Consider the following 24,299-nt stretch of genomic DNA (forward strand, 5'->3'; position numbering starts at 1 on the left):
TTCCTGTTAGCAATCTTCCCGCCGGCTAAGCAAATCGGAGGCGGCCTGTGATCACTGGCCGTTGGCCTTGCGGGCCGCCTTCGGCGCCTCGTCCTTCAGCCGCTCCAGCGCATCCGGCATCATGCGGCCGAACATCGAGCTCAGCATCGCGGTCGGGATCAGGCCCGCATTGCCGGTCTCCTGGCCCGGTCCGCCGGACATCAGGAATTGCGGCACCAGCGGCTGGTTGATCCGGGTCAGGGCTTCCGCGAACTTCGTGAAGTTCTGCTCGGCCAGCCGGAACTCCGGACCGCCATAGGCCTCGACCGAGAGCTTGGTCGCCTGCGCGTTGGCGGCGCCGATCGCGAGCACCCGATCGGCCTCGCCCTGGCCCTCGAGCCGCGACTGCTCGCCGACCGCGGCTGCCGTCACCTTTCGGGTCTCGGCGTCCTTCTGCGCGCGGGCGAGTGCGGCGGCGCCCTCGTTCTCGTTCACCTTGATCTGGATCAGCGATTGCGTCAGCGCCGACTGCGCGGCCGCCGTCGCCTTGGCCTCGTTGAGCGCGCGCTCCTGCACCGCGGCCTTCTCCTGCTCCTGGTAAGTCTCGATCTGCTCGCGTGCGATCTGGCGCGAGCGGAGCTGGATCAGGATGTTCTCGATGGTGTGATCGCCGCTGGCGGCGCGCGGCGTACCGATCAGGACCTCCTGAAGGTCGAGCGAATAGCTTGCGAACTTCGCCTTCATCTCGGCCGCAGATTCCTCCTGGACCGACGCCCGGTTCTGGAGCAGCTCGATCAGCGTCATCTTCTGCGCGATGTTCTTGAAGAACGCGCTGACCATCGGATCGAGCGTCTGCTCGACGAGCTTCTTCACGTCGCCGAAGCGCTGGATGATCATCGGCGCCTTCTTGTAGTCGATATGCATCACCACCGAGAGCGGCAGCGTCGGCTCGAACGCGTCCTTGGTGATCAGCGAGATCTCCGACAGGTTCTCATCGAGCTTCATCGCACCGACCTCGCCGCGCACCCATTTCAGGATGAAGTTGACGGTCGGGATGATCTCGATCTTGCCCGCATAGGTGTTGAACGCGTATTTGCCGGGCAGCAGCGGATCCCGCCAGACGCCGCGGCCACCGTTGAGGACGAGCTCGCCATGGCGATACTGCTCGCCCGACACGTCGTCGGACTGCGGTCCGGTGTAGAAGATGACGACACCGACATTGCCGACCGGGATCACAGTCTTCGGCACCGCCTCGACGGTCGCGAACAGGCGGTTGATGTACCAGGTGCCCTCGACGATGATCTGGAGCTGCCGGCCGCGATAGCCGCCGGCCCTCAGGAATTGCTCGGGCTCCTGGAAATTGTTGTGAAAGGTCTCCCAGTCGCGCAAGTCGACGCCGACCTCGGGCGCGATGATCTCGCCAGGCGGCAGCGACGGGCCGTCATGCACGGTGACGATACCGACGAGGTCGTGATCGGCCGCGAGCACGACGGGCGCAAAGCCCCATCGCTCGGCGATCGTAAGCTGCATCGCGTCGAGCACGCCGCGCTCCTGTTCGCTCAGGGCATGACCGTAGACGCGATCGTCGGTGATGATCGCGAACTGCGTCGTGTTGATCGCATAGGTGCCTTCGCGCAGGATCTTGCGCTGCGGTCCCTTCTGCCCGCCACCGAGCAGGAATCGACGCGCGTCCTCGAAGTCCGACTTGTCCTCGGTGTCGTTGGCGCCGAGCACTTGCGAAGCGCCGAGCGGCGCGCCGTCGCGCGCGAACACATAGGCGATCTTGCCCTGTCCGACCGTGACGAGGTCCGATTTATGGATCCGGTACATGAACGGAAAGAACACGTGCAGGCCGCCGCGCAGCACTTCCGGCTCGTAGCCGGCTTCGCCGTTCAGCGCGATGAAGCCGCCTTCGATCGAGCCCTTCGTCGTCCACAGCTTCTCGACGATGCCGACCTGGTTGTTCGGGATATAACGAAAGATATTGGCAACGCGCAGCAGGATCAAAAACGCGACCGCTGCCGCGGCCCAAAGCGCGGGCTGGATCAGCCAGGCGCCATTGAAACCATTGAAGTCCATAGTTCATCTCCACAATTCGCAACTGGGCGACTTTGTTAACCAAAGCCACACCCCAGAATTGCGGGAGGCGAGATGTGAATACGGAGCCCGGTCTGCAAGACGAATGTCGCGTAAAGCCGTGCCAAACTTTTTTTATTGGCTACTTGACGGGCGGGGCAGAGTGAGAAAGGCGGCCGGTTCTGAAAAACCGCATTTGAGAATGGCGATCCCGGGATGACTCGAACATCCGACCTACGGTTTAGGAAACCGCCGCTCTATCCGGCTGAGCTACGGGACCGCGGAACCTGCAACGGGTGCAGGCACTTGGGGTCTCCATAGCAGAGCAGCTCGCAAATCGCCAGCGCTGCGATGCATCCAAACGGCGGCAATCCGGCGGTCTCAATCATGCTCCTCGAGTTGGGCCGCCGTGCCGTGAACCGGGCAATTCGCGTCAGGCGCGACCAGCATCCCGGACGGCTCCAGCTCATCCGTCTTGGAGTCGTGCGAGAACACCTGGCAGGTGCAGCCGAGCTCGATCGCCTCTGCCGTTCCAGGTTTTGGTAGCGCGCCGTCCGGTGTTGCAGGTACTCGCATCAGGACCTCCCGCCTGTTGGACGTCCGCATCTCCCCGCAATGCGAAACATTGGCCATCGTCAATCGTTTCATCAGCGCTCTAATATCTCCCAATCCACGGGGAGCGCCACCATGATCGAGAGCATCAGCGCCATCACGCTTGCCACCCATGACATGGCGCGCGCCGTCGGCTTTTACCGTTCGCTGGGCTTTGAGATTCTGCACGGCGGCGAAGCCCAGGCGTTCACGAGCTTCCGCGCCGGTCCAGGCTATCTCAACCTGATCGCCCAGCCGGCGGACAAGCGCTGGTCCTGGTGGGGCCGCGTCATCTTCTACGTCGCCGACGTCGATGCCATCCATCAGCGCGCGCTCACGGCAGGATGGCAGCCATCGACCGCGCCGCGCGATGCCGAATGGGGCGAGCGCTACTTCCATCTCACCGACCCTGACGGCCACGAGCTCAGTTTTGCAAGGCCGTTGTCCTGACCCGATAAGTCACGCCCGCTGACGTTCCCCAATGGGCAGGTGCGCCGTCTCAGCCGCTGTGGCAAGTTCGTCGCGGTTTCCTCATGCGAGAATTGTATCAGGCTCTAACCAGGGAGGACGACCATGGTGGCCTATGTCGTGCTGGGAAACTTCACTGATCAGGGAATCCGCAACGTCAAGGACTCGCCGAAGCGGGCCGACGCTTTCAAGGAAATGGCCAAGACGTTCGGCGTGACCGTGAAGGAGCTCGTCTGGACGCAAGGGCGATATGACTTTGTGACCCTTCTGGAGGCTCCAGATGAGCCGGCCGTGATGTCACTCAGTCTCAGTCTCGGCGCACTCGGCAATGTCCGTACCGAGACACTGCGCGCGTATTCGGCGGCGGATATGACGAAGATCGTCGGCAAAATGCTCTGAGATTTGAGTTCGCGTGGGCGCGACTGCAGCGGACCGGGATGGCGATCCCGGAGCCGCGGCCTCATTGTCGTCAGTCGGCATGCATCCGCAGCTTACCGATCCGAGGGGCAGCCCGACGTTCTATTTTGCTACAGACAGACGCACGGCCGCCACGAGGCTGTCCTTAAACTCGCCCTTCAAGGTAACAAACAAGCTCGACCATTTCCGGCTCCTGAACTCGCAGCCGCCCCGTGGACAATATTCTTTATCTCGATAGTCTCCGAAAACGACGCCAAGTAGGGTCATTCGACGACCCCACAGACGAAACAGGGCGCTACCCGATGCCCCGACTTCGAACTCGCAGTTCGTTTCAAATGTCTGCCAATCCCTTACGTCGCGTATTTGGCACTCCTGTATCGTCTTGTTGAACGGCCCGTCCTTGTCCGTCTTTCCTGTGGCTTCGATATCATAACCGACAACCGCCAGGACACGCTCCAGCTCCACCAAAATTTCGGGCTGTTCATAGATTTCGTATGGCGTCACGTCTGCGGGAAATGCGAGTTTTGCGACCGCCCAATCGGCGCTACCCTGTCTCGGTGCACTGTCGATGCATGGGCCCATCCATAGGGTCGCTGACAAGGGAACGGTCCGCATCTGCGCTCCCAGATAGTACTCGAATGTACACTTGTCAGGCGACGTCCGAAGCTTGCAAGTGTCCCGAAACGCATGAGCTACCGTCGTGATCACGTCGCGCGCTCCGGTCACTTGAGCTCTACTAGCTCCACCGGGACACCGTAAGATTCCACTTGCCGCAAAGCGGCTTCCAACCTCATCTGCAGAGAGACTGTTTGCTTCTGCGTACCCCTCTTCCGTCATTCGCCGGTTTCTATCCGCCAAGGCAACAGTGACTATCGGCTGCATGGGATGATCGTTGATAGTTTCATGGCCGTTGTAGAAGGACGCTGACACGCGGTCGGTACCAAGTCGCCGCATCTCCAATGAACCAACCTCGTTGTTTCCAGAAACAAGAAGGAGAACGCAAGGCAGGATGAACGCGCAATTCCTCATCACTTGAAGTAACCCCGGCATAAAGAATATGAGAGAGCTTTGGCTGAAACAAAGGGTGTGAAATCGCTTTCGAAAGCAGCAACGGCCGACTTCGTTTTTGCAATCCATCTCGTCTTCTTGGTGGCACCGTAATCGTGCGCTCACGGGACGAAGTGTAACAGCCCGAGCCGGGCCTTCAAGGCATCCTCAGCTCAGCGGTCCGCGGTGCAGCCGGGCAGATCGAACAGCGCCGTGAGCCCGCATTTCGAAGTCAGCATCTTGTCGCCGTCGTGACCGATGCCGGCGACGTCGAACAGCTTGTGATTGGGCGTGCCGTGGTCGCGTCCGGCCATTGCGTCCGCATAGGCGTGGCCGCGGGCGTAGCGATAGGGTCCTTGCGCTTTCGCCATGCAGCTGTTGTCGAGCGCTGGATGCTCTGGATTGGTGTCGAGCGTGCCGAGCAGATAGATCACCTCGCGCTCGACATAGCGCTGCTCGAGCGCGGCGGACGTTGCATCGCTCAGATAAGGCGGGCGATCGTTCATACCGTATTTCCAGTTGTCGTAGCCGGGACAGGAAGCGGCGATCGACGGCTCCGGCCGCTCCGCGCTGAAATATGCGTAGGACGATGGATTGGCGACGACGTAGCGCACCTCGATGTGTTGGCGCGACAGTTTCGCTTCGCCCCTGCCTGCGATGGCATAGCGCTGCGCGACCTGGCCGCCGCCGGAATGACCGGCGACCACGACCTGCTTGAGATTCGGGAAGATGCGCCGGTCGCCAAACCTGGCGAGGATCGCATCGAGCGCCTCGAACGAGGAGGCCGGGCTCGGTGCGAGCGCGGCCTCGCCGCCCTCCCACCCCTCCAGCGACCAGCGCAGCGTCTCGTCAGGCAACTTGTACGCATCGATATCGACCTGCGCCAGAAACTGCGGAACGATCATGATGGTGGCCCGGCCCTCGTCGCTGGCCGCCGCTTGCGCCGTCCGCGCCGACTTGTAATAGACATCCGCATTGCGCAGGCGCCCGTGCAGCACGATGACGGCGCGGGTGATCGATGGCAGCGGCAGCGCCCAATCGCTGGAGAGATAAAGTGGCAGGACGGCGTGATCGCCGACCGCAAGGCGCGCATCGGCGACCGCCTTCACCGGCGCAAGGTTGGGCGTGGCCTCATCGGCGGCATTCGCGTGACACGACAGCAGCGCCAACGCGATCGTTGCGACAAATGTCCGCCATTTCATTGCCAAAAATCCTCTCCGCGCGAAGGCTTGACTTGGAGCCCTCTTGACTTGAAGCCTTCTTGCAACTCTATGCGCATCGCGTGCCATGCCGCTGTGACTGGCCGGCCACGTCAAGCAAAAAATGTCAGCAATGCAGCCATGAAAATGTCGGGTTCCATGGGTGACAAGTGGCTGGAAACAGGCGAAAATTCGACTGAATCAGTTGAGTTCCACAAAGATTGCATCTGTTGAATGTCGTTCGTGATCGCTTCGCGTAGCGCGAGATTGTTGCTTGGCTTGACTGCAGGGCTCGCCCTGCTGATGCCCGCGCATGCCCATGCGCAATGGTGGAAACGCGCGCCGGGCGATTTCGAGGAATGCGCCGACCGGGCCGAGAAATACGCAACCAGGCAGGAGAAGACGGCGGCGCTCGCCGAGTGCAACGCCAAATTCGCCGGCCGCCGCAAGGCGGGTGGCGGGTACACCTACTACGACTTCCTCCAGGATCGCAGCTTCGATATCGCCGGTCCCAATCCGACGCCGGAGGAACAGAAGAAGATCGACGAATCCTACGCCGCCTATCTCGCCAATCAGCGCCGTGCCAACCTGGCTGCCGAAGCCGCCGCCAAACAGCAGCAACAGCAGGAGCAACGGCAACAGCAAGTCCAGCAGGTTGCACTCCGCACCGAGGCCGAGCGCGTGCCGGTTCCGGTCGAGCGGCCCAAACAGCCGCGGCCGAAGGCATGCACCAAGGGCTCGTTCTCCTGCGAATGGCCGCGGCTGTCGGAGAGCTTGAACGAACTGAAGAAGCTGTTCAGCCCCACGCCGAGCAAGGCGAAGAAGGGGTGAAGCCCTCGCGCCGTCCCTGCGAGCCGGGGTCGGGCACTCTCCTTACCCTCCGCCGTCATCGCCCGACTTGATCAGGCGATCCGGTATTCCAGAGACGACTTTGATTGAATCGATAGGCCGCCGCGTACTGGATTCCCCGCTTTCTCGGGGAATGACAGCGGAGCGTGTAGCCTCGAGCCTCGTCCAACTGGCCTTGATAAGCCACAACATCCTGCGGCGCATCAGTTCGTATGCTTCTTCCTGGTCCGCTTCTGCGTGGTCGCCGGCGGATTGGTCGGTGCAACCGTCGTCGTGCCGCTTGGCGCCGATCGGCTCTCCTGCAACCGCCTGTCGTAGCCGGGCGACGGTGTGACGGTCGGCGGACGGGCCTGCGCGAGGGTGGATGCACCGCAGAGCATCGCAACCGCAATCGCCGTCATCGGAACGGGTTTCATCGGCATGCCTCCGGTCGGACCGGCTCTCACCCACCGCCCCGGATCTGCTGCGGCGTCAGGCGCGGCGGGCCGTTGCCCGCGCTCTCAGCCTGCCTGATCAGCGCAGCAATGCGGCGGCACAGCGGCACGTCCACGCCGTGCTGGTCCGCCAGCGCGATGATCGCCCCTTGCAGATAGTCGATCTCGGTCTTGCGTCGCTGCTTCAGATCCTGCCACATCGAGGAGCGTGCCTCGGGATCGATCTTCATGGTCCGCCCCAGGATCACGTTGAAGATCATGTCGGGCAGTCGCAGCAGGGTCGGCGTCCAGCGCGGCGGTATCGGCGTCGCCGACACCGGGTTGATGCCAGCCGCCGTCATCGCCGCAAGCCCCTCGGCCATCTGGTCCGCGAACAGCCTTCGCCAGTCCCGGTTCGCAAGCTGCGCGGCAAGCGGCATGTCGGACAACGCGCTGAGCGCATTGTTCAGATTGATGACCAGCTTGCCCCATTGCACGCCGGTGATGTCCGCGCTCGCGCGCATCGCGAGCCCCGGCACGGACAGCGTCGCAGCGGTATCGGCCTGATCCTTCTCGACATGAATGTCGCCCGAGGTCGAACGGTGGAAGCGCCCCTCGCCCATCGCGATCACGTTGAACGGCACCATGCCCGCGAGCACACGCCGCCCCGGCAGCTTGTCGCGCAGGATCCCCACATTGCCGACGCCGTTCTGCAAGGAGACGATGACGGCATCGTCCGGCGCGTTCCGGGCGATCAGCTCGGCGACCTCAGTCGTGTCGGCGCTCTTCACCGTCACCAAGACCACGCCAACACGGTGAAAAATCGAGGCATCTTCCGACAGCGCGAGCTGGCCTGCGGAGAGCCGCCGCTCGGATCCGTCGAAATCGGTCAGGCGCAGGCCGAACCGCTCGATCTCGGTCTTCACCCGCGGCCGCACCAGGAGTGCCACGCGGCGGCCGGCGGCCGCGAGCATGCCGCCGACGAAGCAGCCGATGGCCCCCGCGCCCGCCACGGCGATCGGTCGATCCGTCACCATGTGCTCCTGAAACCGCTTGCCGCTTTCGACAGCGGCGTTGACCAGACCTTCATTATTTGACCTTCGATAGCAAAGGCCGCGCCGCTTGCCCATCGGCCGCTGCGGTTGCGGTGCGACCGCCTTGTAACCGTCATGAGAGCCCCATATGTTTTCGCCCCGGGGGGCAGGTTCAGCGGCAGGAGAGCACCATGGGTCTACTCGACGTCCTCAACGGCATGCAGAACGGCCCGCGCGGGTCAAGCACGCCGAGCTCGCAAAGCTCGCAAGAATCCTCCGGCGGCATGTCGCCGATGAGCATGGCAATCCTTGGTCTGTTGGCGTGGAAAGCGTTCAAGCATTTGACGGCAGGCCAGGGTGACGCGGCGCCGCAATCGTCGCCACTGCCGCCGCCCACGCCGGCGAATGCGGGCGGGCAAGCGCTTCCGGGCGGCGCGCCCGGCGGCGGCGGGCTTAGTGATGTGCTGAAGGGCGGCCTCGGCGGCCTGCTCGCGGGCGGCGCGGCCGGCAGCGTGCTCAGTGGCGGGCTCGGCGATCTCCTCAACCAGCTCCAGCAAGGCGGTCATGGCGAAACCGCGAATTCCTGGGTCGGCAAGGGCGAGAACAAGCCGATCGCACCGGGCGATCTCGCCAATGCGCTCGGCGCCGACCAGATCCAGAGCCTGTCAGCCCAGAGCGGCCTGTCGCGTGACGAGCTTCTGTCCGGTCTCAGCCAGTATCTGCCGAAGGTGATCGATCACCTGACGCCGGATGGACGGCTGCCGACCGAGAACGAGCTGTCTGGCCGAATCTGACCGAGCTCTGACGTCAGTCGTATCGTTGCTGCAAGGGGAGTTGCGAACATGGGCGGGATTATCTGGGTCATCATCGTCGGTTTCGTCGCCGGCCTCATCGCGCGCTGGCTGATGCCGGGACCGAAAAATCCGCAGGGCTTCATCCTCACCACCGTCCTCGGCATCGTCGGCGCGTTTCTGGCGACGTTTATCGGCCAGGCCATCGGCCATTACAGCCTGGACCAGGGTGCCGGCTTCATCACCGCCACGATCGGCGCGGTGGTGGTGCTGTTCATCTGGCACCGCCTGGTGGCAAGCGGCGTGATCAAGGGTTGACGCCTATACTCCGTCATTCCGGGGCGATGCGTCAGCATCGAACCCGGAATCTCGAGATTCCGGGTTCACGCTTCGCGTGTCCCGGAATGACATCAATCACGTAATCAAATGCAGACCGGCATCCATGCGCACGATCTCGCCGGTCATGTTGCTGGAGGCCGGCGTCGCCAGGAAGCAGACGAGCTGTGCGATGTCGTCGGCGCTTGAGGCGACGTTGAGCGGCACCTTCGCGACCACGTTGTCGCGGACCTGCTTGGCGGCATCCTCGCCGCGGCCCTTGGTGAACCAGGGCGTGTCGATATAGCCGGGGCAAACGGTGTTGACGCGGATCAGCGGCGCAAGCGCGCGCGCCAGCGAGAGCGTGATGGTGTTGAGCGCGCCCTTGCTTGCGGCATAGGCGATCGATGACCCGACGCCGCTGATGCCGGCAACCGAGGAGACGTTCACCACCGCCGACGCCCGCCCCGAGGCGTTCGCGCCGGCCTCGAGCAGCTTGCGCGCCGCACGCACCATCTGGAACGGACCGATAGTGTTGACGCCATAGAGCCGCTGAAAATCTTCGGCCGACAAACCGTCGAGATTGGCGTGAGCGACGTGCTTGGTCGTGCCGGCATTGTTGACGAGCGCGTCGAGCCGGCCCCAGGCCTCCGCCGCCGCGACGATCCTGCGGCAATCCTCGTCGCGCGAGACATCGCCCTGTGCGATCACGACCTCGGCTGCGCCTGCCTTGCGGCAGACCTCCGCGGTGGCCTCGGCTTCTTTCTGGCTCGAGGAATAGTTGATGACGAGCCGCGCTCCGCTTCGCGCGAGAATCTCCGCGGTCGCCGCCCCAAGGCCGGATGCGGACCCCGTCACGATTGCGCACAAGCCGTCCTTTGCCATCCGGTTATCCTCTCTTGTCTTCAATGCCAGCGGTCCTGTTTAGCGAGTTTGCGGACGGCTGCAAATCGATCAAACTCCGCTAAGCGGAATTAGTCTTTTGGCCCATGCCCGCGCCGCAGGCGGACCTGCGATCAACGCTTGTCAGGGCCGTGGCTTTTTCCGATCATCCGGCGCAAGAAGAGAGCTGCGCACCCGCTCAAAAAGACGGATGCGCCAAGGACAAAACACGGGGAACGCTGTGGCGGAGAGTGACAACATCGTCGTCGAGACTGCGGAGAAGATCTTCGCCGATCTCGCCGATCCGCAAACCATCAACAACGACAAGAAGGACGCGTGGAAAGCGCCGCTCTGGCAGGCGCTGAGCGAGGCCGGACTGCCCCTGGCGTGGGTGCCGGACGATCTTGGCGGCTCCGGCGCGAGCCTTGCCGATGGATTTGCGCTGCTGAATGCGGCCGGTCGTTTTGCGATCGCGGTTCCCCTCGCCGAAACCATGCTCGCCGGCTGGCTGCTCGCGCAGGCGAAGATCGCCTCCCCCGAGGGCGAGATGACGGTGCTGCCGGCGAGCCCGAAGGACCGCATCACTCTCGATCCCGACGGCTCGCTCTCCGGCCGCGTCCGCGGCGTGCCCTTTGCGAAAGCGGCCAGGCATTTTGCTGTGCTGACGCATGACGCAAGCGGCGTATCCATCGCGCTGGTCGATGCCGGCAAGGCTAAGGTCGAGGCCGGGCTCAATGTCGGCTACGACGACAGCGATGTCGTAACGCTCGACAAGATCGCGCCCATCACAATCAAGCCCGCGCCAAACCATCTTGACCAGACCACGGTGATGTTGATGGGAGGCGTCGCGCGCAGCCTCCAGATTGCGGGCGCGCTGGAATCCATGCTCGACATTTCCGTGCGCTATTCCAACGAGCGCGTCGCGTTCGAAAAGAAGATCTCGAAATTCCAGGCGGTGCAGCACAACCTCGCAAAGCTCGCTGGCGAATCCGCCGCAGCGCTGGCGGCGGCAACCTCCGCCGCGGATGCGATTGCGAACGCGACCGCCTTCAACGACGCGGTCTATCTCGAAGCCGCCTCCGCAAAAATCCGCTGCGCGGAAGCCGCCGAGAAGGGTGGCGCCATCGCGCATCAGGTGCACGGTGCGATCGGGTTCACCATCGAGCACATATTGCATCGCTATTCGCTGCGGGCGCTGGCCTGGCGCGACGATTTCGGCTCGGAGAGCTACTGGGCCGTCGAGCTCGGCAAGCTCGTTGCTGCCAGAGGCGCCGATGAATTGTGGCCGCTGGTGGCGTCACGGTGAGTTCAGGGAACGAAACACATGACTGCTGCCCTCCGTTTCGATCCGATCCGCCTGCCGCCCAAATGCGAGGAGCTGCGCAAGGAAGTGCGCGCCTTCCTCGCCGAAGAAATGGCCCGCGGCACCTTCAACCCGTTCAAGCCCAATCGCGAAGACACCGACGTGCCGGAATTCTCCCGCCGCGTCGGCGAGCGCGGCTGGATCGGGATCACCTGGCCGAAGAAATATGGCGGCCATGAGCGCTCCTTCCTCGAGCGCTACGTGGTGACCGAAGAAATGCGCGTTGCGAATGCGCCGACGCGTCGCTTCTTCGTCGCCGACCGGCAGAGCGGACCGATCCTGCTGAAATACGCGCCGGAGCACATCAAGATGGACATCCTGCCGCGCATCTGCCGCGGCGAATTGTGCTTTGCCATCGGCATGAGCGAGCCGAATTCGGGCTCCGACCTGTTCGCCGCGAAGACACGCGCGACCAAGACCGACGGCGGCTATCTCATCAACGGCACCAAGATCTGGACCTCGTCGGCGCACATCGCCGACTACATGATCGCGATCTTCCGCACCTCGCAGCCGACCAAGGAAAACCGCCGCCACGGCCTGACGCAGTTCCTGGTCAAGATGAAGCAGCCCGGCATCAAGGTGAACCCGATCGGCCAGATCACCGGCCAGTACGAGTTCAACGAGGTCGTCTTCACCGATTACTTCATTCCGGATGATCACGTGCTGGGCGAAGTCGACGGCGCCTGGAAGCAGGCGACATCCGAGCTCGCTTACGAGCGCTCGGGTCCCGAGCGCTTCCTCGAAACCTACTACGTGCTGACCGAGCTGGTACGCGCGGTCGGCAACGATCCGGATACACGCAGCGCCGAAGGCATCGGCCGGCTCGTCGCGCAGCTCCACACCATGCGGCGCATGTCGGTCTCCGTTGCCGGCATGTTGCAGGCCGGCAAGGAGCCCGTGGTCGAAGCCTCCATCGTCAAGGACATCGGTACGGTGTGGGAGCAGCAACTGCCGCATCGCGTGCGCGATCTCGCCGCCTTCGTCGAGGAGACCGCCAGCAATCGCGAGACGCTGGAGCGGCAGCTCGATTTCGCCATCAAGACCGCGCCGAAACTCACCATCCAGGGCGGCACCACCGAAGTGCTCCGCGGCATCATCGCCCGCGGACTTGGTTTGCGCTAACGAGGATCATCATGAGCAGCTACAAGGATATCGGCGTCGAGAAGGTCGGGCACGTCGGCACCATCGAGATCCGCCGCCCGCCGCTCAACTTCTTCGACATCTCCCTGATCAACCAGATAGCGGACGCGCTCGACGAGTTCGATCGCGACATCGAGATCCGCGCCTCCGTGCTCTCCGCACAGGGGAAGGCGTTCTGCGCCGGCGCCAATTTCAACGACCCGGCGCGGCAGGAGCAGGAGGCGCGCGCGGCAAAAGGCGATCCGGCCGATAGCCTCGGGCCGATCAACCATCTCTACATCCAGGCCGTACGCATCTTCCGCGCCAAGAAGCCGATCGTCGCCGCCGTGCAGGGCGCTGCCATCGGCGGCGGGCTCGGGCTCGCGGTCTCAGCGGATTTCCGCGTCACCTGCCCGGAGGCGCGTTTCTCCGCGAACTTCACAAAACTCGGCTTCCATCCGGGCTTTGGCCTGACGGTCACGCTGCCCGAGCTGATCGGCAAGAACAACGCCGAGCTGATGTTCTACACCAGCCGCCGCGTCACCGGTGAAGAGGCCTACAAATTGGGCCTCGCCAACGAGCTGGTGCCGCAGGACCAGGTCAAGCCGGCTGCGATGAAGCTGGCGAGCGAGATCGCCGAGTGCTCGCCGCTCGGCCTGCTCTCCACCCGCGCCACGATGCGCGCAGGCCTCGCCGACCGCGTGATGGCCGCAACCAACCACGAGCTCGCCGAACAGTCGAGGCTGCGCGCGACTGAAGATTTCAAGGAAGGTGTCAAGGCGACGGAAGAGCGAAGGGTCGCGAACTTCAAAGGGCGGTGATTGCATTCTTCCTTCTCCCCTTGTGGGAGAAGGTGGCGCGAAGCGCCGGATGAGAGGTTCTATCCGCGCATTCGCTGCAACAGAGTTGTACGCGGAAAGAACCCCTCACCCGACTGACATTGCGGGACGGCGGAGCTGCCCTCTCCCACAAGGGGAGAGGGCACAGCAATTCGCATCGCATTTGCCACAACCTGCTTTACCCTCTTGCGCAAGTGAGTGGCTTCACCTTCGCCCCACCACCAGCGCGTCCACAATCGTCACGCCCTGTCCCTCCGGATGCACCAGAACCGGGTTGAGCTCGATCTCCGCAATCTCCCCAGCATGCCGTGCCGCAAGCACGGAAATGTCAGCGATCAACTGCGCCAGTGCCGCGACATCCGCCTTGGCTGCACCGCGGAATCCGTTCAGCAGCGGCGCCGCTTTCAACGCGGCCAGCATCGCGCCGGCCTCCGCCGCGCTCACCGGCGCCGGGCGGTAGACAACGTCGCGGAACAACTCGGTCGTAATGCCGCCAAGCCCCACCATCACCATCGGGCCGAACGTCTTGTCCGTCATCGTGCCAACGATGATCTCGACGCCCTTCTTCGTCATGGGTGCGAGCAACACGCCCTGAACCGCGGCATCCGGCCGATGCCTGCGCGCATTGTTCAGGAGCTGCTCGAACGCCAGGAACACCTCGCCCTTGGTGGTGACGTTCACCCGCACGCCGCCGACCTCGCTCTTGTGCGGGATGTCGGGTGACTGGATCTTCATCACCAGCGGAAAGCCGACACGCGCGATCGCGTCGTCAAGTCCGCTCTTCTCCGCAACCAGCACCTCCTCCGGCAGCGCGATGCCGGCCGCACGGAGCAAGGCCTTGCTGTCGGCCTCGGACAGGACCGGCGATTGCAAAAATGCCGAGAGATCGTGCGCCGGTCGCCGCAACTCTTCCGCAGGCTTGGGCAGGTCAAACGTCGCGAAGTCAACAAGCTGCCGCAGCGCGACGCCGACATGGGCGAGGCCCGACAGCACCACGACGCCCGACTTGGCGAGCTCTCGCCGCGCAAAATCAGACGGCAGCGTGTAGGAATAGAACACAACCGGCTTTTTCTGTGCCGCCAGCACCGGCTTCAGCTCCTCCTCTTTGAAGGGCATCCGCACCTCGCTCGACAGCGACAGCATGACGAGGATCGCATCGACCTCGTTGGATGCGGTGAGCAGATCGACGCTTCGTTGCAGGCCGCCCGAGGTTACGCCCTGGGCGGTGACATCGATCGGGTTGCGCGCCGTGCCGTATGACGGCATCAATGTCCTGATCTCCGCCTGAATGGACCTGGAGAGCTCCGGGACCTGCAAGCCCCTGAGCGCCACCGCATCCGTGCCCCAGATGCCCGCGCCGCCGGACACGGTGACGACGGCGACGCGATCACCTTTCGGCAGCGGATTGCCGGCGAGCACCGCGGCGATCGTCAGCGCCTCGTCGAGATCGTTGGAGACGATGAAGCCGTACTTTGCGAACACTGCGTCATAAGCTGCTGACCAGCCGGCCATGCTGGCAGTGTGCGAAGCGGCCGCGCGTTCGCCGGCACCGGAGCGACCAACCTTGGTGACGATGACTGGCTTCTTGATTTCGGCGGCACGCTGGGCGGCCACCAGGAATTTCTCGACGTCCCGGATGCCCTCGATGAACAGCAGGATCACGTCGGTCGAGGCGTCCTGCACCAGGTAGTCCAGAAACTCGCCGGCGCCGAGATCGGACTCGTTGCCGGTGGAGACGACGTAGCTCACGGCAACCCCGAGCGCCTTCGCACGGTTATAATAGGCAAAGCCGATGCCGCCACTCTGCGCGACGATGCCGATCCGCCGCGCGGTCGCAACCAGCGGCGCCTGGCCCGGCTTGACGTCGACCGCCGGGCTGAAGGTCGCCGCTACGCGCTGCACCTGGCTGAGAAAGCCTTCGGCATTCGGGCCGGAGATGCGCATGCCCGTGCGCCGTGCCAGATCGGCGATTGCCTCCTGCATCGCGGTGCTGTCGCCGCCCTCCTCGGCAAAACCGGACGAGATGATGACGGCATTCTTCACCCCGGCGGCGGCGCATTGCTCGAGCGCCGGCAGCACCGCACGCGCCGGGATGATGATGACGGCAAGATCGATCGGCGCGCCGATGTCCGCGATCGACTTGTGGCAGGGAAGCCCGTCGATCCCGGTGTAGTTCGGGTTCACCGGATAGATCTTGCCGGGATACTCGTTCCTACGCAGCATCGACAGCAGCCGCCCCGGGATCTTCTCATGATCGCGCGAGGCGCCGATTAGCGCGATGCTTGCCGGCGCGAAGAAGCTGTCGAGCGGATGCGGCATGTGGCGGGTTCCTTGTTCTCATAACAATCCGTCACCCTGAGGCGCCGGAGCGTAGCGGAGGCCTCGAAGGGCGACGGCCCGGCTGCATCCCTGCCGTTCATCCTTCGAGGCACGGCGCGCTGCGCCGCGCGACTCGCACCCCCAACGACAACGGCTTCGCCGTTGCGCGGGGATGACAGTTTGAAATAAGCGGATGCAAGAGCTCACGCAGCGAGTCGAAACGTCACGCCGCCCAGCAAAAACTCATTCCCCGCCACCGCGAGCCCCTTCTCCCTTGCCGCATGAATCACGCTCGCTACATCCGCCACGCGGAACTCCAGCGCGCTCATGATCTCAGCTCCGCCCTTGACGAAGCGGAAGCTGGCGTTGGGCAGCTTCAGCTCAGTCTCGGCGCTATCCGCCTTGTCCGGCGCGACGCCGATCAGCTTGCCCCAATGCTCGGCCAGGCCTTGCGGATCCGGGCTCTGTATCTCGACCGCCGTCAGCACCTGCGTCACGTCCTTGCGGATGAATTCTTGCCAGTTCGGCCCCGCCGGCGGATAGGTGCCCAAGATGTCATCGCTGCCCTTGGTGTGATTGAACTCGATAAAGGCGGCGCGGCAGTCGCGCGGATGGAGCTGCACACCGTGGTAGGGCGGGTGGTCAATCGTGTTCGCGGTGCGCACGCCCATTGCGTTCGCATTGCGGGCGCGCGCGTCCGGATCGTCGCAGCAGAAGATCGCCATGTAGCCGCCGCGGCCGCCGGTCTTGGCGATGAAGCGACCCGCCGCGGTGCCGTCCCTAAGCGGCGCCACCACCTCCAGCAGGATCGTATCCACCGGCAACAGCGCGTTCTCCAGCCCATATTTCGCGACATTGCCGTCGCGATAGCAGACGGAAAGGCCCATGATGCCTGCGATATCGGAGATCAAGGGCTCGAGCTGCGGCGCGACCAGGCAGATCTGCCGCAAGCGCATATAGCCGGCCATGGTCAGGCGCCCTTGAAGGTGGGTTTCCGCTTCTCGACAAAAGCCTTTGCGGCTTCCCTGTGGTCCTCGGTGTCGCCGCAGCGGGTGTGATGAATGGCTTCGCCGTCAAAACAATCTTCCAGCGGCAGGTGCTCGGCATTGTTGATGTTGCGCTTGATGTAGCCGAGCGCGATCGACGGCCCCTGCGCCAGCGACAGCGCAAGCTCGTGCGCGGCGGCATCGATCTCGGCATCAGGCACCACTTTCGTTACCATTCCGATCGCCTGCGCCTCCTTCGCGCTCAGCACCGGCGACATCAGATAAAGCTCGCGTGCCCGCGCGCTGCCGATGAGCTGGGTGAGGAAATAGGTGCCGCCGTAATCGCCGGAGAAGCCGACCTTGGCAAACGCCGTCGTGATCTTGCAGGACTCGGAGGCGATGCGCAGGTCGCAGGACAGCGCCATTGAGAGGCCGGCGCCGGCGGCCGCGCCGTCGAGCTGCGCCACCACGGGTTTGGGCATCTGGTGCAGGATGCGCGACACCTCCATGCCACGGCGCAGGTTCGCGAGCTTGGTCTCGAACGGCAGCGGCGCGCGTCCCTCGGCCATCGACTTGACGTCGCCGCCGACGCAGAAGCTGCCACCGGCGCCCTTGAACAACACCGCGCGGACCTCGGGATCATCGGCAGCGCGGCGCGCCGCCTCGACCAGCCCGCGCACCATGTCGGGGTTCAGCGCATTCTTGCGCTCGGGGCGGTTCATGGTGATGGTGAGCAGCCCGCCTTCGAGCTTTTGCAGGACCATGTCGTTGCTCATGGGTGTTTCCTTTGTTTTGCATCTCACTTGGTCATTCCGGGGCGCGCCCCCCTGGGCGCGAGCCCGGAATCCATACTCACGATGGTGGTTATGGATCCCGGGCTCGCGACTTCGTCGCGCCCCGGGATGACGACTTGTTGTTCGGCTCGCCCTTCGCCACGAAGGTTCACGCCGTCACTTCTTCACCAGCGGGCAGCGCGACTGTTCCAGCGACTGGAACGCCTCGTTGCCGGGCACGGTGGCGAGCAGCTTGTAGTCGTCCCAGCGTCCCTTGGACTCCGACGGCTTCTTGACCTCGAACAGGTACATGTCGTGCACCATGCGGCCGTCCTCGCGGATATTGCCATTATGCGCGAAGAAGTCGTTGATCGGCGTCTCCTTCATCACCTTCATGACGGCGGCGGCATCGGTGGTGCCGGCCGCCTTCACGGCTTTCAGATAATGCGTGACGGAAGAATAGACGCCGGCCTGCGCCGAGGTCGGCGGCCGCTTCACGCGCTCCATGAAGCGCTTTGCGAAGGCGCGCGTTTCGTCGTTCGCGTCCCAGTAGAAGGCTTCCGCCAGCAACAGGCCCTGCGCGGTCTCCAGACCGATCGAGTCGATGTCGGTGACGAAGGCGAGCAGCGGCGAGATCTTCTGGCCGCCCTTCATGATGCCAAACTCGGCCGACTGCTTGATGGCGTTGACGGTATCGCCGCCGGCGTTGGCAAGTCCGATCACTTTGGCCTTGGAGGCCTGTGCCTGGAGCAGGAAGGACGAAAAGTCCGAGGTGTTGAGCGGATGGCGGACATTGCCCAAGACCTTGCCGCCGGTCTTCACCACGACATTGCTGGTGTCCTTCTCGAGGTCCTGGCCGAAGGCGTAGTCGGCGGTGAGGAAGAACCAGGTGTCGAGACCGGACTTCACCGCGGCAAGGCCGGTCGTGTTGGCCTGCGCAAAGGTGTCGAAGACGTAGTGTACGGTATAGGGGCCGCAGGCCTCGTTGGTCAGCCGGATCGAGCCCGGGCCGTTGAATATTACGATCTTGTTGCGCGCTTTCGCGATCTCTCCGGCGGCGAGCGCGGTCGCGGAGGCCGCGACGTCGTAGATCATCTCGACGCCCTGATTGTCGATCATGTCGCGGGCGATGTTGGCGGCAAGGTCCGCCTTGTTGAGATGATCGGCCGCGAGGATCTCGATCTTGCGGCCCAGCACCTCGCCGCCAAAATCCTCCGCCGCCATCTTGGCCGCCGTCTCGCTGCCCGGACCGGTGATGTCGGCGTAGAGGCTCGACATGTCGAGAATACCGCCGAGCTTGAGCGGCGGCTTGTCCTGAGCCTGCGCCGCGCTCGCAACCAGCGCGGCAACAAAAATGCCGGACAATATCCTGTTCATGGAAAACCTCCCTTATCGCGCCGTGCTCTGATGGCGGCTTGCTTATTGCTGTTGGTATTGCCGCGATCATGCCGCATGCGAAAGGGGGCAGCAAGCGCGGTTCGGCCGTGCAGAATCGCGTGATTGTTTTCCGCAAAGCGGAATGGCGCCTGAGCCGCATTTGCCTCCACATCGTCATTGCGAACGCAGCGAAACAATCCAGAATCCCGCCGCGGAAAGACTCTGGATTGCTTCGCGGCACTCGCAATGACGGAGGATGTGGCAGCCCCGTCGCTAATCCGGCCAAAGCCCCTTCGATGGGAACCACGTTTGAGTTAAGAGTACAGCGCACAACAACCTCGCCGGGCCGCGTGAACCAATCACTCATCTTCCTTGCTGTCGTCTCACTTCTCGTCGTGTCGCACGGCGCCGCAAGTGCGACCGGTTGCCAGTTCGAGTCCCAAGGCGAAGGCCGCGTCACGACAATCGTCGATGCGCGGAGCTTGCGTCTCGACGACGGCCGTGAGGTGCGCCTCTCCGGCATCGAGCCGACTGCGACGACGAAGCAGGCGCTGGCCGCAATGCTCGGCGGCCGCGACGTTCGCCTGCGCGGCGCTGACGACACGCCGGACCGCTACGGCCGCCAGCCCGCGCTGGTTTTCCTCAGCGAGAGCGATGCCTCGGTGCAGGCCCTCTTGCTGTCCCAAGGTGATGCAATTGTCTCCGCCGAGATCGCGGACAAGGAGTGCGCAGCCGCCCTCATGGCGGCGGAAGCCGAGGCGCGGCGCGGAAAAAAGGGCAGCTGGGCTGACCCGTTGGCCATAAAAAACGCGGAAAGTCCGGACGATATTTTGGCCGGGATCGGGCGCTTCGTAGTGGTCGAGGGTAAAGTCCTGTCCGTCCGGCAAGCTGGGGCAACGACTTACCTCAACTTCGGCCGGAACTGGACACGCGGCTTCGCTGTGACTATTTCAAGGCGCATGGTTCCGGCCTTCGAGAGCGCCGGGATCGCTCTCAAGTCCCTGGAGAATCGGAAGATTCGGGTCCGGGGTTGGGTCGAGGGGAATGTGGGGCCGCGGATTGACGCGCTCCGGGTGGGACAGATCGAGTTGCTGGGCGCGAACTAGCCGCGGAAAGGCCTTAAGGCCAGGCACGGGTTAAGCGACGTGGATGGGGTTTTGGGACGCGGAACAGAGGTGAGCCGCCGCCTTCGGGCTGCGCCAGTTGCGCTTTGCCTCGGTCTATCTTTCGGCCTCGGGACGCTGCTCTCGGGCTGCGGCGACATGGGTCGGTTCCAGACCGCAGCCCCGCCGGCCGTCGCGCCACCCAAGCCGAAGCCCGCGGTCGCGCAGACGCCGGCCACGGAGAAGGAACACGAGCGCATCCTTACCAGCTATGGCGGCGCCTATGACGATCCCCGGCTCGAGCAGCTTGTCACCAAGACGGTCGAGCGGCTGGTCGCGGCCTCCGATCGACCCGACCAGGGCTACAAGGTCACGATCCTGAATTCCGGCGCGGTGAATGCCTTCGCGCTGCCGAACGGCCAGCTCTATGTCACGCGCGGCCTGCTCGCGCTCGCCAGCGATACCTCCGAATTGTCATCCGTGCTCAGCCACGAGATGGCGCATGTACTATCCAAGCACGCCGCGATGCGCGAGGACCAGGCGCGCCAGGCTGCGATCGTCACCCGCGTCGTCACCGACATGAGCAACGATCCCGAGCTCACCGCGCTCGCGCTCGCCAAGACCAAGCTCACCATGGCGAGCTTTTCGCGCAACCAGGAGATCGAGGCCGACGGCATCGGCGTCGGCATCTCCGCGCGGGCGCATTTCGATCCCTATGGCGCCGCACGTTTCCTCTCCGCGATGGAGCGCAATGCCGAGCTGAAGGCCGGCAAGAACGCGCTCGATCCGCGCGCGCAGGACTTCACCTCCTCGCATCCGGCTACCCCCGAGCGCGTGCAGAACGCGCAGACGATCGCGCGGCAATATGCAGCGCCGGAGGGCGCCGAGCGCGACCGCGAGACCTATCTCGGCGCGATCGACAACATCGTCTATGGCGAGGACCCCAGCGAAGGCTTTGTCCGCGGTCGCCGCTTCCTGCATCCCAAGCTCGGCTTCACCTTCCAGGCGCCCGACAACTTCACGCTCGACAACACCGCGCAGGCGGTGATCGGCGTGCGCGAGGGCGGCTCGCAGGCGATGCGCTTCGACGTCGTGCGGGTGCCGGCCGAACAGACGCTCGGTGACTATCTCAATTCCGGCTGGATGGAAGGCGTCGACAAATCCTCGACCGAGGACATCACCATCAATGGCTTCCCGGCGTCGGCCGTGACCGCCAAGGGCGATCAGTGGCAGTTCAAGGTCTACGCGCTGCGCTTCGGCAGCGACGTCTACCGCTTCATCTTCGCGAGCCGGCAGAAGACTACAGAGAGCGAGCGCAACGCGCGCGAGACGGTGAACTCATTCCGCCGCCTGACGCTCGAGGAGATCCAGGCCGCGCGCCCCCTGCGCATCAAGGTGATCACTGTGCAGCCCGGCGACACCGTGGAATCGCTCGCCCACCGCATGGCCGGCGTCGATCACCCGGCCGAGCGCTTCCGCGTGCTCAACGGCCTCGACGCCCACGCGCAGGTGAAAGTGCGCGACCGCGTGAAAATCGTGGTGGATTGAGTTGTAGGGTGGGCAAAGCGAAGCGTGCCCACCACTTCTGTCGCAGATCATGGATAGATGGTGGGCACGGCGCAAGAGCGCCTTTGCCCACCCTACGCACTACGCACGCGAGTTGGCGGGCCCGCCAACGTACCTAGCTAGTTACCCGCATCCATATCGCCGCGTTCGCGCTGGCCGCTCAGCCAGAGCGCCATCAGCGTCCACAATGCGCCCGAGAGCAGATAGGCACCCGAGGCAATGACGCCGAGATTGGTGGCGAGCAGCAGCGCGGCGAGTGGCGCAAAACCGGCGCCGAACAGCCAGGCCATGTCGGAGGTGAGCGCCGAGGCCGTGTAGCGGTACATCTGCTTGAAGTTGGAGGCGATCGCGCCGGAGGACTGGCCGAAGGACAGCCCGAGCAGGATGAAACCGAGCACCATGTAGATGGTCTCGCCGAACGTGCCGGCATCGAGCAGCTGCGGGGCAAAGCCGCTATAGACCGCGATCGCGATCGCCGAGCCCATCAGCAGCGACTTGCGGCCGACGCGGTCGGCGATAATGCCTGAGGCCACGATCGCCGCGACACCGAAGGCGGCGCCGACGATCTCGATCATCAGGAACCTTACCGGGCTTTCATGGGTGAACAGAAACACCCAGGACAGTGGAAACACCGTGACCATGTGGAACAGCGCGAAGCTCGCGAGCGGCGCGAAGGCGCCAAGCATGATGTTGTGGCCTTCGCGCGCGACGGTGTCGGAGATGCGCGAGGGCTGCAGGTCACGGGTCTCGAACAGCGCGGCATATTCCTCCGTCGCGACCATGCGCAGGCGCGCGAACAGCGCCACGACGTTGATTGCGAAGGCGACGAAGAACGGATAGCGCCAGCCCCAGTCGAAGAAATCGTCGGCCGAGAGATTGCCGGCAAAATACGCAAATAGCGCGCTCGCCACGATCAGCCCGAGCGGTGCGCCGAGCTGCGGCACCATCGCGTACCAGCCGCGCTTGTTCGGCGGCGCGTTGAGCGCGAGCAGCGAGGCAAGCCCGTCCCACGCGCCGCCCCAGGCGAGACCTTGGGCGGCTCGCGCGAGCGCCAGAAGCCAGATCGCGGCCGCGCCGATGTCGCTGTAGCCGGGCAGGAACGCGATCGCCACGGTCGCGGTGCCCAGTAGGAACAGCGCGGCGACCAGCTTTGCGGTCTTGCCGTATTCGCGGTCGATCGTCATGAAGATGACGGTGCCGAGCGGCCGCGTCATAAAGGCAAGCGCGAAGATGGCGAAGGAGTAAAGCGTGCCGGTCAGTTCGGTGGCGAACGGAAAGACCAGGCGCGGAAATACGATCACCGAGGCGATCGCATAGACGAAGAAGTCGAAGAACTCCGACGTGCGCCCGATGATGACGCCGATGGCGATCTCGCCGGGATTGGCATGGTCGTGACCATGCTCGCCGGGGTGGATGCCTGCCACTACGGGGGTCTGTGCGGTCGCCATTCCTGCGCTCTTAACGTCCTTAAAACCAAAGCCGACCACCCGGCGGTCGCAGGGCAGCCTGCCCCTCTCTGGCGCAACCTCCCGCACTGCAACATTGGACAAATTGTCCAATGTCCCAATTGGTGCGCCGCAGCTACGCCTTGGCTGGACTACCAAATTTCCAACCAAAAGGCCTACCTGTGTCCCGTCTACGGATCCTGGCGCTACTACCTTTGGCGGTCGCTCTGAGCGGCTGCAACTTCATCGTGCTTGCGCCGGCCGGTGATATCGCAGCGCAACAGCGCGACCTCGTCATTATCTCCACCGTGCTCATGCTGCTGATCGTCGTGCCCGTGATGGCGCTGACGGTGCTGTTCGCCTGGCGCTACCGCCAGTCCAACAAGTCAGCCCGCTACGAGCCGGAATGGGACCACTCGACCAAGCTCGAGCTCGTGATCTGGTCGGCGCCGCTGCTGATCATCATCTGCCTGGGCGCGCTGACCTGGATGGGCACGCATCTGCTCGATCCCTACCGCTCGCTCGACCGCATCGCCGCCAATCAGCGGGTCGATGAGGCGACGGTGCCACTCGAGGTCGATGTCGTCGCCCTCGACTGGAAGTGGCTCTTCATCTATCGCGACTACGGGATCGCGACCGTCAACGAGCTCGCCGCTCCCGTCGATCGCCCGATCGACTTCCGCATCACCGCTTCGACGGTGATGAACTCGTTCTACATCCCCGCGCTCGCTGGCCAGATCTATGCGATGCCGGGCATGGAGACCAAGCTGCACGCGGTGGTCAACCACCCCGGCACCTACAAGGGCTTTTCGGCGAACTACTCCGGCGCCGGCTTCTCAGGCATGCACTTCGCCTTCCACGGCCTCGACGACAAGGGCTTTGGCGAGTGGATCGCGAAGGCCAAAGCCACCGGCGGATCGCTCGGCCGCAGCGAATATCTGCAACTCGAGAAGCCCAGCCAGAACGAGCCGGTGCGCCGCTACGCCAGCGTCGATGCCGATCTCTACCGCCTCATCCTCAACATGTGCGTCGAGCCCGGCAAGATGTGCATGAGCGAGATGATGGCAATCGACGCCAAGGGCGGCGCCGGCCATGAAGGGCTGAACAACACCCTGCCGCTCACCTACGACAAGTACGCCCGCCGCGGCACCGCGCTCGGACCCGAGCCGAGCTTCGTGGCCAGCACCTGCACGCCTGACGCACCGCAGGGACAGACGAGTGCCGCGGTCAAGGCCCCCGCCGACACCACGCCGCTGCTCGGCGCCGGGTTGAAGCGGCCGACCTTCACGCCGCTCAAGTCAACGTCCTTCTTCCTCGGCCAGCGTCCGAAATCAGACTCCTGAGGCAC

The 24,299-nt window shown here is 64.0% G+C and carries 23 protein-coding genes and 1 tRNA gene; 11 read left to right on the top strand and 13 right to left on the bottom strand.

Translation table 11 applies throughout. The annotated features are described in order from the left end of the window. Positions 1-51: 51 nt before the first annotated feature. The 3 genes from YUU_RS0134685 to YUU_RS0134695 all read right to left on the bottom strand — a co-directional run bounded on the left by YUU_RS0134685 (position 52) and on the right by YUU_RS0134695 (position 2,631). Positions 52-2,058 (bottom strand): SPFH domain-containing protein, encoded by a 2,007-nt coding sequence (locus YUU_RS0134685; RefSeq protein WP_035664186.1) that lies wholly within the window; start codon positions 2,056-2,058, stop codon positions 52-54. A gap of 200 nt (positions 2,059-2,258) precedes the next feature. After that, positions 2,259-2,335 (bottom strand) — tRNA-Arg (locus YUU_RS0134690). A 101-nt stretch (positions 2,336-2,436) separates the two neighbouring features. Then, on the bottom strand, positions 2,437-2,631 hold the full coding sequence (locus YUU_RS0134695) for a hypothetical protein (protein WP_156944667.1): 195 nt from the start codon (positions 2,629-2,631) through the stop codon (positions 2,437-2,439). A gap of 111 nt (positions 2,632-2,742) precedes the next feature. On the opposite strand from YUU_RS0134695, the gene YUU_RS0134700 reads away from it, so the two are divergent. Then, on the top strand, positions 2,743-3,096 hold the full coding sequence (locus YUU_RS0134700) for a VOC family protein (protein ID WP_027526480.1): 354 nt from the start codon (positions 2,743-2,745) through the stop codon (positions 3,094-3,096). A gap of 123 nt (positions 3,097-3,219) precedes the next feature. Further along, a complete protein-coding gene (locus YUU_RS0134705) occupies positions 3,220-3,513 on the top strand; it encodes a GYD domain-containing protein (protein WP_027526481.1) in 294 nt (97 codons plus the stop codon). Between the two features lie 120 nt (positions 3,514-3,633). Here YUU_RS0134705 and YUU_RS0134710 read toward each other — a convergent pair whose 3' ends face one another. Then, positions 3,634-4,146 (bottom strand): hypothetical protein, encoded by a 513-nt coding sequence (locus YUU_RS0134710; RefSeq protein ID WP_156944669.1) that lies wholly within the window; start codon positions 4,144-4,146, stop codon positions 3,634-3,636. A gap of 605 nt (positions 4,147-4,751) precedes the next feature. Beyond that, positions 4,752-5,780: a hypothetical protein gene (locus YUU_RS0134715; protein ID WP_027526483.1), complete on the bottom strand. Its 1,029-nt coding sequence runs from the start codon at positions 5,778-5,780 to the stop codon at positions 4,752-4,754. Positions 5,781-6,011: 231 nt separating this feature from the next. Between YUU_RS0134715 and YUU_RS0134720 the strand changes: the two genes are divergently transcribed. Then, positions 6,012-6,608, top strand: coding sequence for a hypothetical protein (locus YUU_RS0134720; RefSeq protein ID WP_027526484.1), 597 nt, complete (start codon positions 6,012-6,014; stop codon positions 6,606-6,608). Positions 6,609-6,829: 221 nt separating this feature from the next. Here YUU_RS0134720 and YUU_RS0134725 read toward each other — a convergent pair whose 3' ends face one another. After that, positions 6,830-7,042: a hypothetical protein gene (locus tag YUU_RS0134725; RefSeq protein WP_027526485.1), complete on the bottom strand. Its 213-nt coding sequence runs from the start codon at positions 7,040-7,042 to the stop codon at positions 6,830-6,832. A gap of 26 nt (positions 7,043-7,068) precedes the next feature. Continuing rightward, a complete protein-coding gene (locus YUU_RS0134730) occupies positions 7,069-8,076 on the bottom strand; it encodes a 2-dehydropantoate 2-reductase (RefSeq protein ID WP_027526486.1) in 1,008 nt (335 codons plus the stop codon). A gap of 188 nt (positions 8,077-8,264) precedes the next feature. On the opposite strand from YUU_RS0134730, the gene YUU_RS0134735 reads away from it, so the two are divergent. Further along, a complete protein-coding gene (locus YUU_RS0134735) occupies positions 8,265-8,867 on the top strand; it encodes a YidB family protein (protein WP_027526487.1) in 603 nt (200 codons plus the stop codon). A 48-nt stretch (positions 8,868-8,915) separates the two neighbouring features. Then, positions 8,916-9,182: a GlsB/YeaQ/YmgE family stress response membrane protein gene (locus tag YUU_RS0134740; protein ID WP_027526488.1), complete on the top strand. Its 267-nt coding sequence runs from the start codon at positions 8,916-8,918 to the stop codon at positions 9,180-9,182. Between the two features lie 96 nt (positions 9,183-9,278). On the opposite strand, the gene YUU_RS0134745 is transcribed toward YUU_RS0134740, so the two are convergent. Next, positions 9,279-10,064: an SDR family NAD(P)-dependent oxidoreductase gene (locus YUU_RS0134745; RefSeq protein ID WP_027526489.1), complete on the bottom strand. Its 786-nt coding sequence runs from the start codon at positions 10,062-10,064 to the stop codon at positions 9,279-9,281. Positions 10,065-10,302: 238 nt separating this feature from the next. Here YUU_RS0134745 and YUU_RS0134750 point away from each other — a divergent pair, with 238 nt between their 5' ends. From YUU_RS0134750 to YUU_RS0134760, 3 genes are read left to right on the top strand one after another with little or no spacing between them, the layout of a single operon-like run. After that, positions 10,303-11,367, top strand: coding sequence for an acyl-CoA dehydrogenase family protein (locus YUU_RS0134750; protein WP_027526490.1), 1,065 nt, complete (start codon positions 10,303-10,305; stop codon positions 11,365-11,367). Positions 11,368-11,385: 18 nt separating this feature from the next. Next, complete coding sequence (locus YUU_RS0134755) at positions 11,386-12,546, top strand: acyl-CoA dehydrogenase family protein (protein ID WP_027526491.1); 1,161 nt, start codon at positions 11,386-11,388, stop codon at positions 12,544-12,546. An 11-nt stretch (positions 12,547-12,557) separates the two neighbouring features. Then, positions 12,558-13,364 carry an enoyl-CoA hydratase/isomerase family protein gene (locus YUU_RS0134760; protein ID WP_027526492.1) on the top strand — a complete coding sequence of 269 codons (807 nt, stop codon included), beginning with the start codon at positions 12,558-12,560 and terminating at the stop codon, positions 13,362-13,364. A 222-nt stretch (positions 13,365-13,586) separates the two neighbouring features. Here the strand turns inward: YUU_RS0134760 and YUU_RS0134765 are convergent, their stop codons facing one another. The 4 genes from YUU_RS0134765 to YUU_RS0134780 form a co-directional block, all read right to left on the bottom strand. Further along, a complete protein-coding gene (locus YUU_RS0134765; protein ID WP_027526493.1) occupies positions 13,587-15,701 on the bottom strand; it encodes an acetate--CoA ligase family protein in 2,115 nt (704 codons plus the stop codon). Positions 15,702-15,904: 203 nt separating this feature from the next. Further along, the gene (locus YUU_RS0134770; protein ID WP_027526494.1) at positions 15,905-16,669 is read right to left on the bottom strand and encodes a hypothetical protein; all 765 of its coding nucleotides are present in this window, start codon (positions 16,667-16,669) and stop codon (positions 15,905-15,907) included. 2 nt (positions 16,670-16,671) lie between these two features. Continuing rightward, positions 16,672-17,463 (bottom strand): enoyl-CoA hydratase, encoded by a 792-nt coding sequence (locus YUU_RS0134775; protein ID WP_027526495.1) that lies wholly within the window; start codon positions 17,461-17,463, stop codon positions 16,672-16,674. A gap of 174 nt (positions 17,464-17,637) precedes the next feature. After that, a complete protein-coding gene (locus YUU_RS0134780) occupies positions 17,638-18,837 on the bottom strand; it encodes an ABC transporter substrate-binding protein (RefSeq protein ID WP_027526496.1) in 1,200 nt (399 codons plus the stop codon). A gap of 296 nt (positions 18,838-19,133) precedes the next feature. Between YUU_RS0134780 and YUU_RS0134790 the strand changes: the two genes are divergently transcribed. Next, complete coding sequence (locus YUU_RS0134790; protein ID WP_027526497.1) at positions 19,134-19,943, top strand: thermonuclease family protein; 810 nt, start codon at positions 19,134-19,136, stop codon at positions 19,941-19,943. 156 nt (positions 19,944-20,099) lie between these two features. Continuing rightward, complete coding sequence (locus YUU_RS0134795) at positions 20,100-21,488, top strand: M48 family metalloprotease (RefSeq protein WP_027526498.1); 1,389 nt, start codon at positions 20,100-20,102, stop codon at positions 21,486-21,488. Between the two features lie 137 nt (positions 21,489-21,625). Here the strand turns inward: YUU_RS0134795 and YUU_RS0134800 are convergent, their stop codons facing one another. Further along, the gene (locus YUU_RS0134800) at positions 21,626-22,954 is read right to left on the bottom strand and encodes an MFS transporter (protein WP_027526499.1); all 1,329 of its coding nucleotides are present in this window, start codon (positions 22,952-22,954) and stop codon (positions 21,626-21,628) included. Between the two features lie 179 nt (positions 22,955-23,133). Here YUU_RS0134800 and cyoA point away from each other — a divergent pair, with 179 nt between their 5' ends. Beyond that, entirely contained in the window at positions 23,134-24,294 is a 1,161-nt protein-coding gene (gene cyoA, locus YUU_RS0134805) for a ubiquinol oxidase subunit II (RefSeq protein WP_027526500.1), read from the top strand. Positions 24,295-24,299: the final 5 nt, after the last annotated feature.

This window comes from Bradyrhizobium sp. Ec3.3 (genome assembly GCF_000472925.1).
Classification (GTDB): domain Bacteria; phylum Pseudomonadota; class Alphaproteobacteria; order Rhizobiales; family Xanthobacteraceae; genus Bradyrhizobium.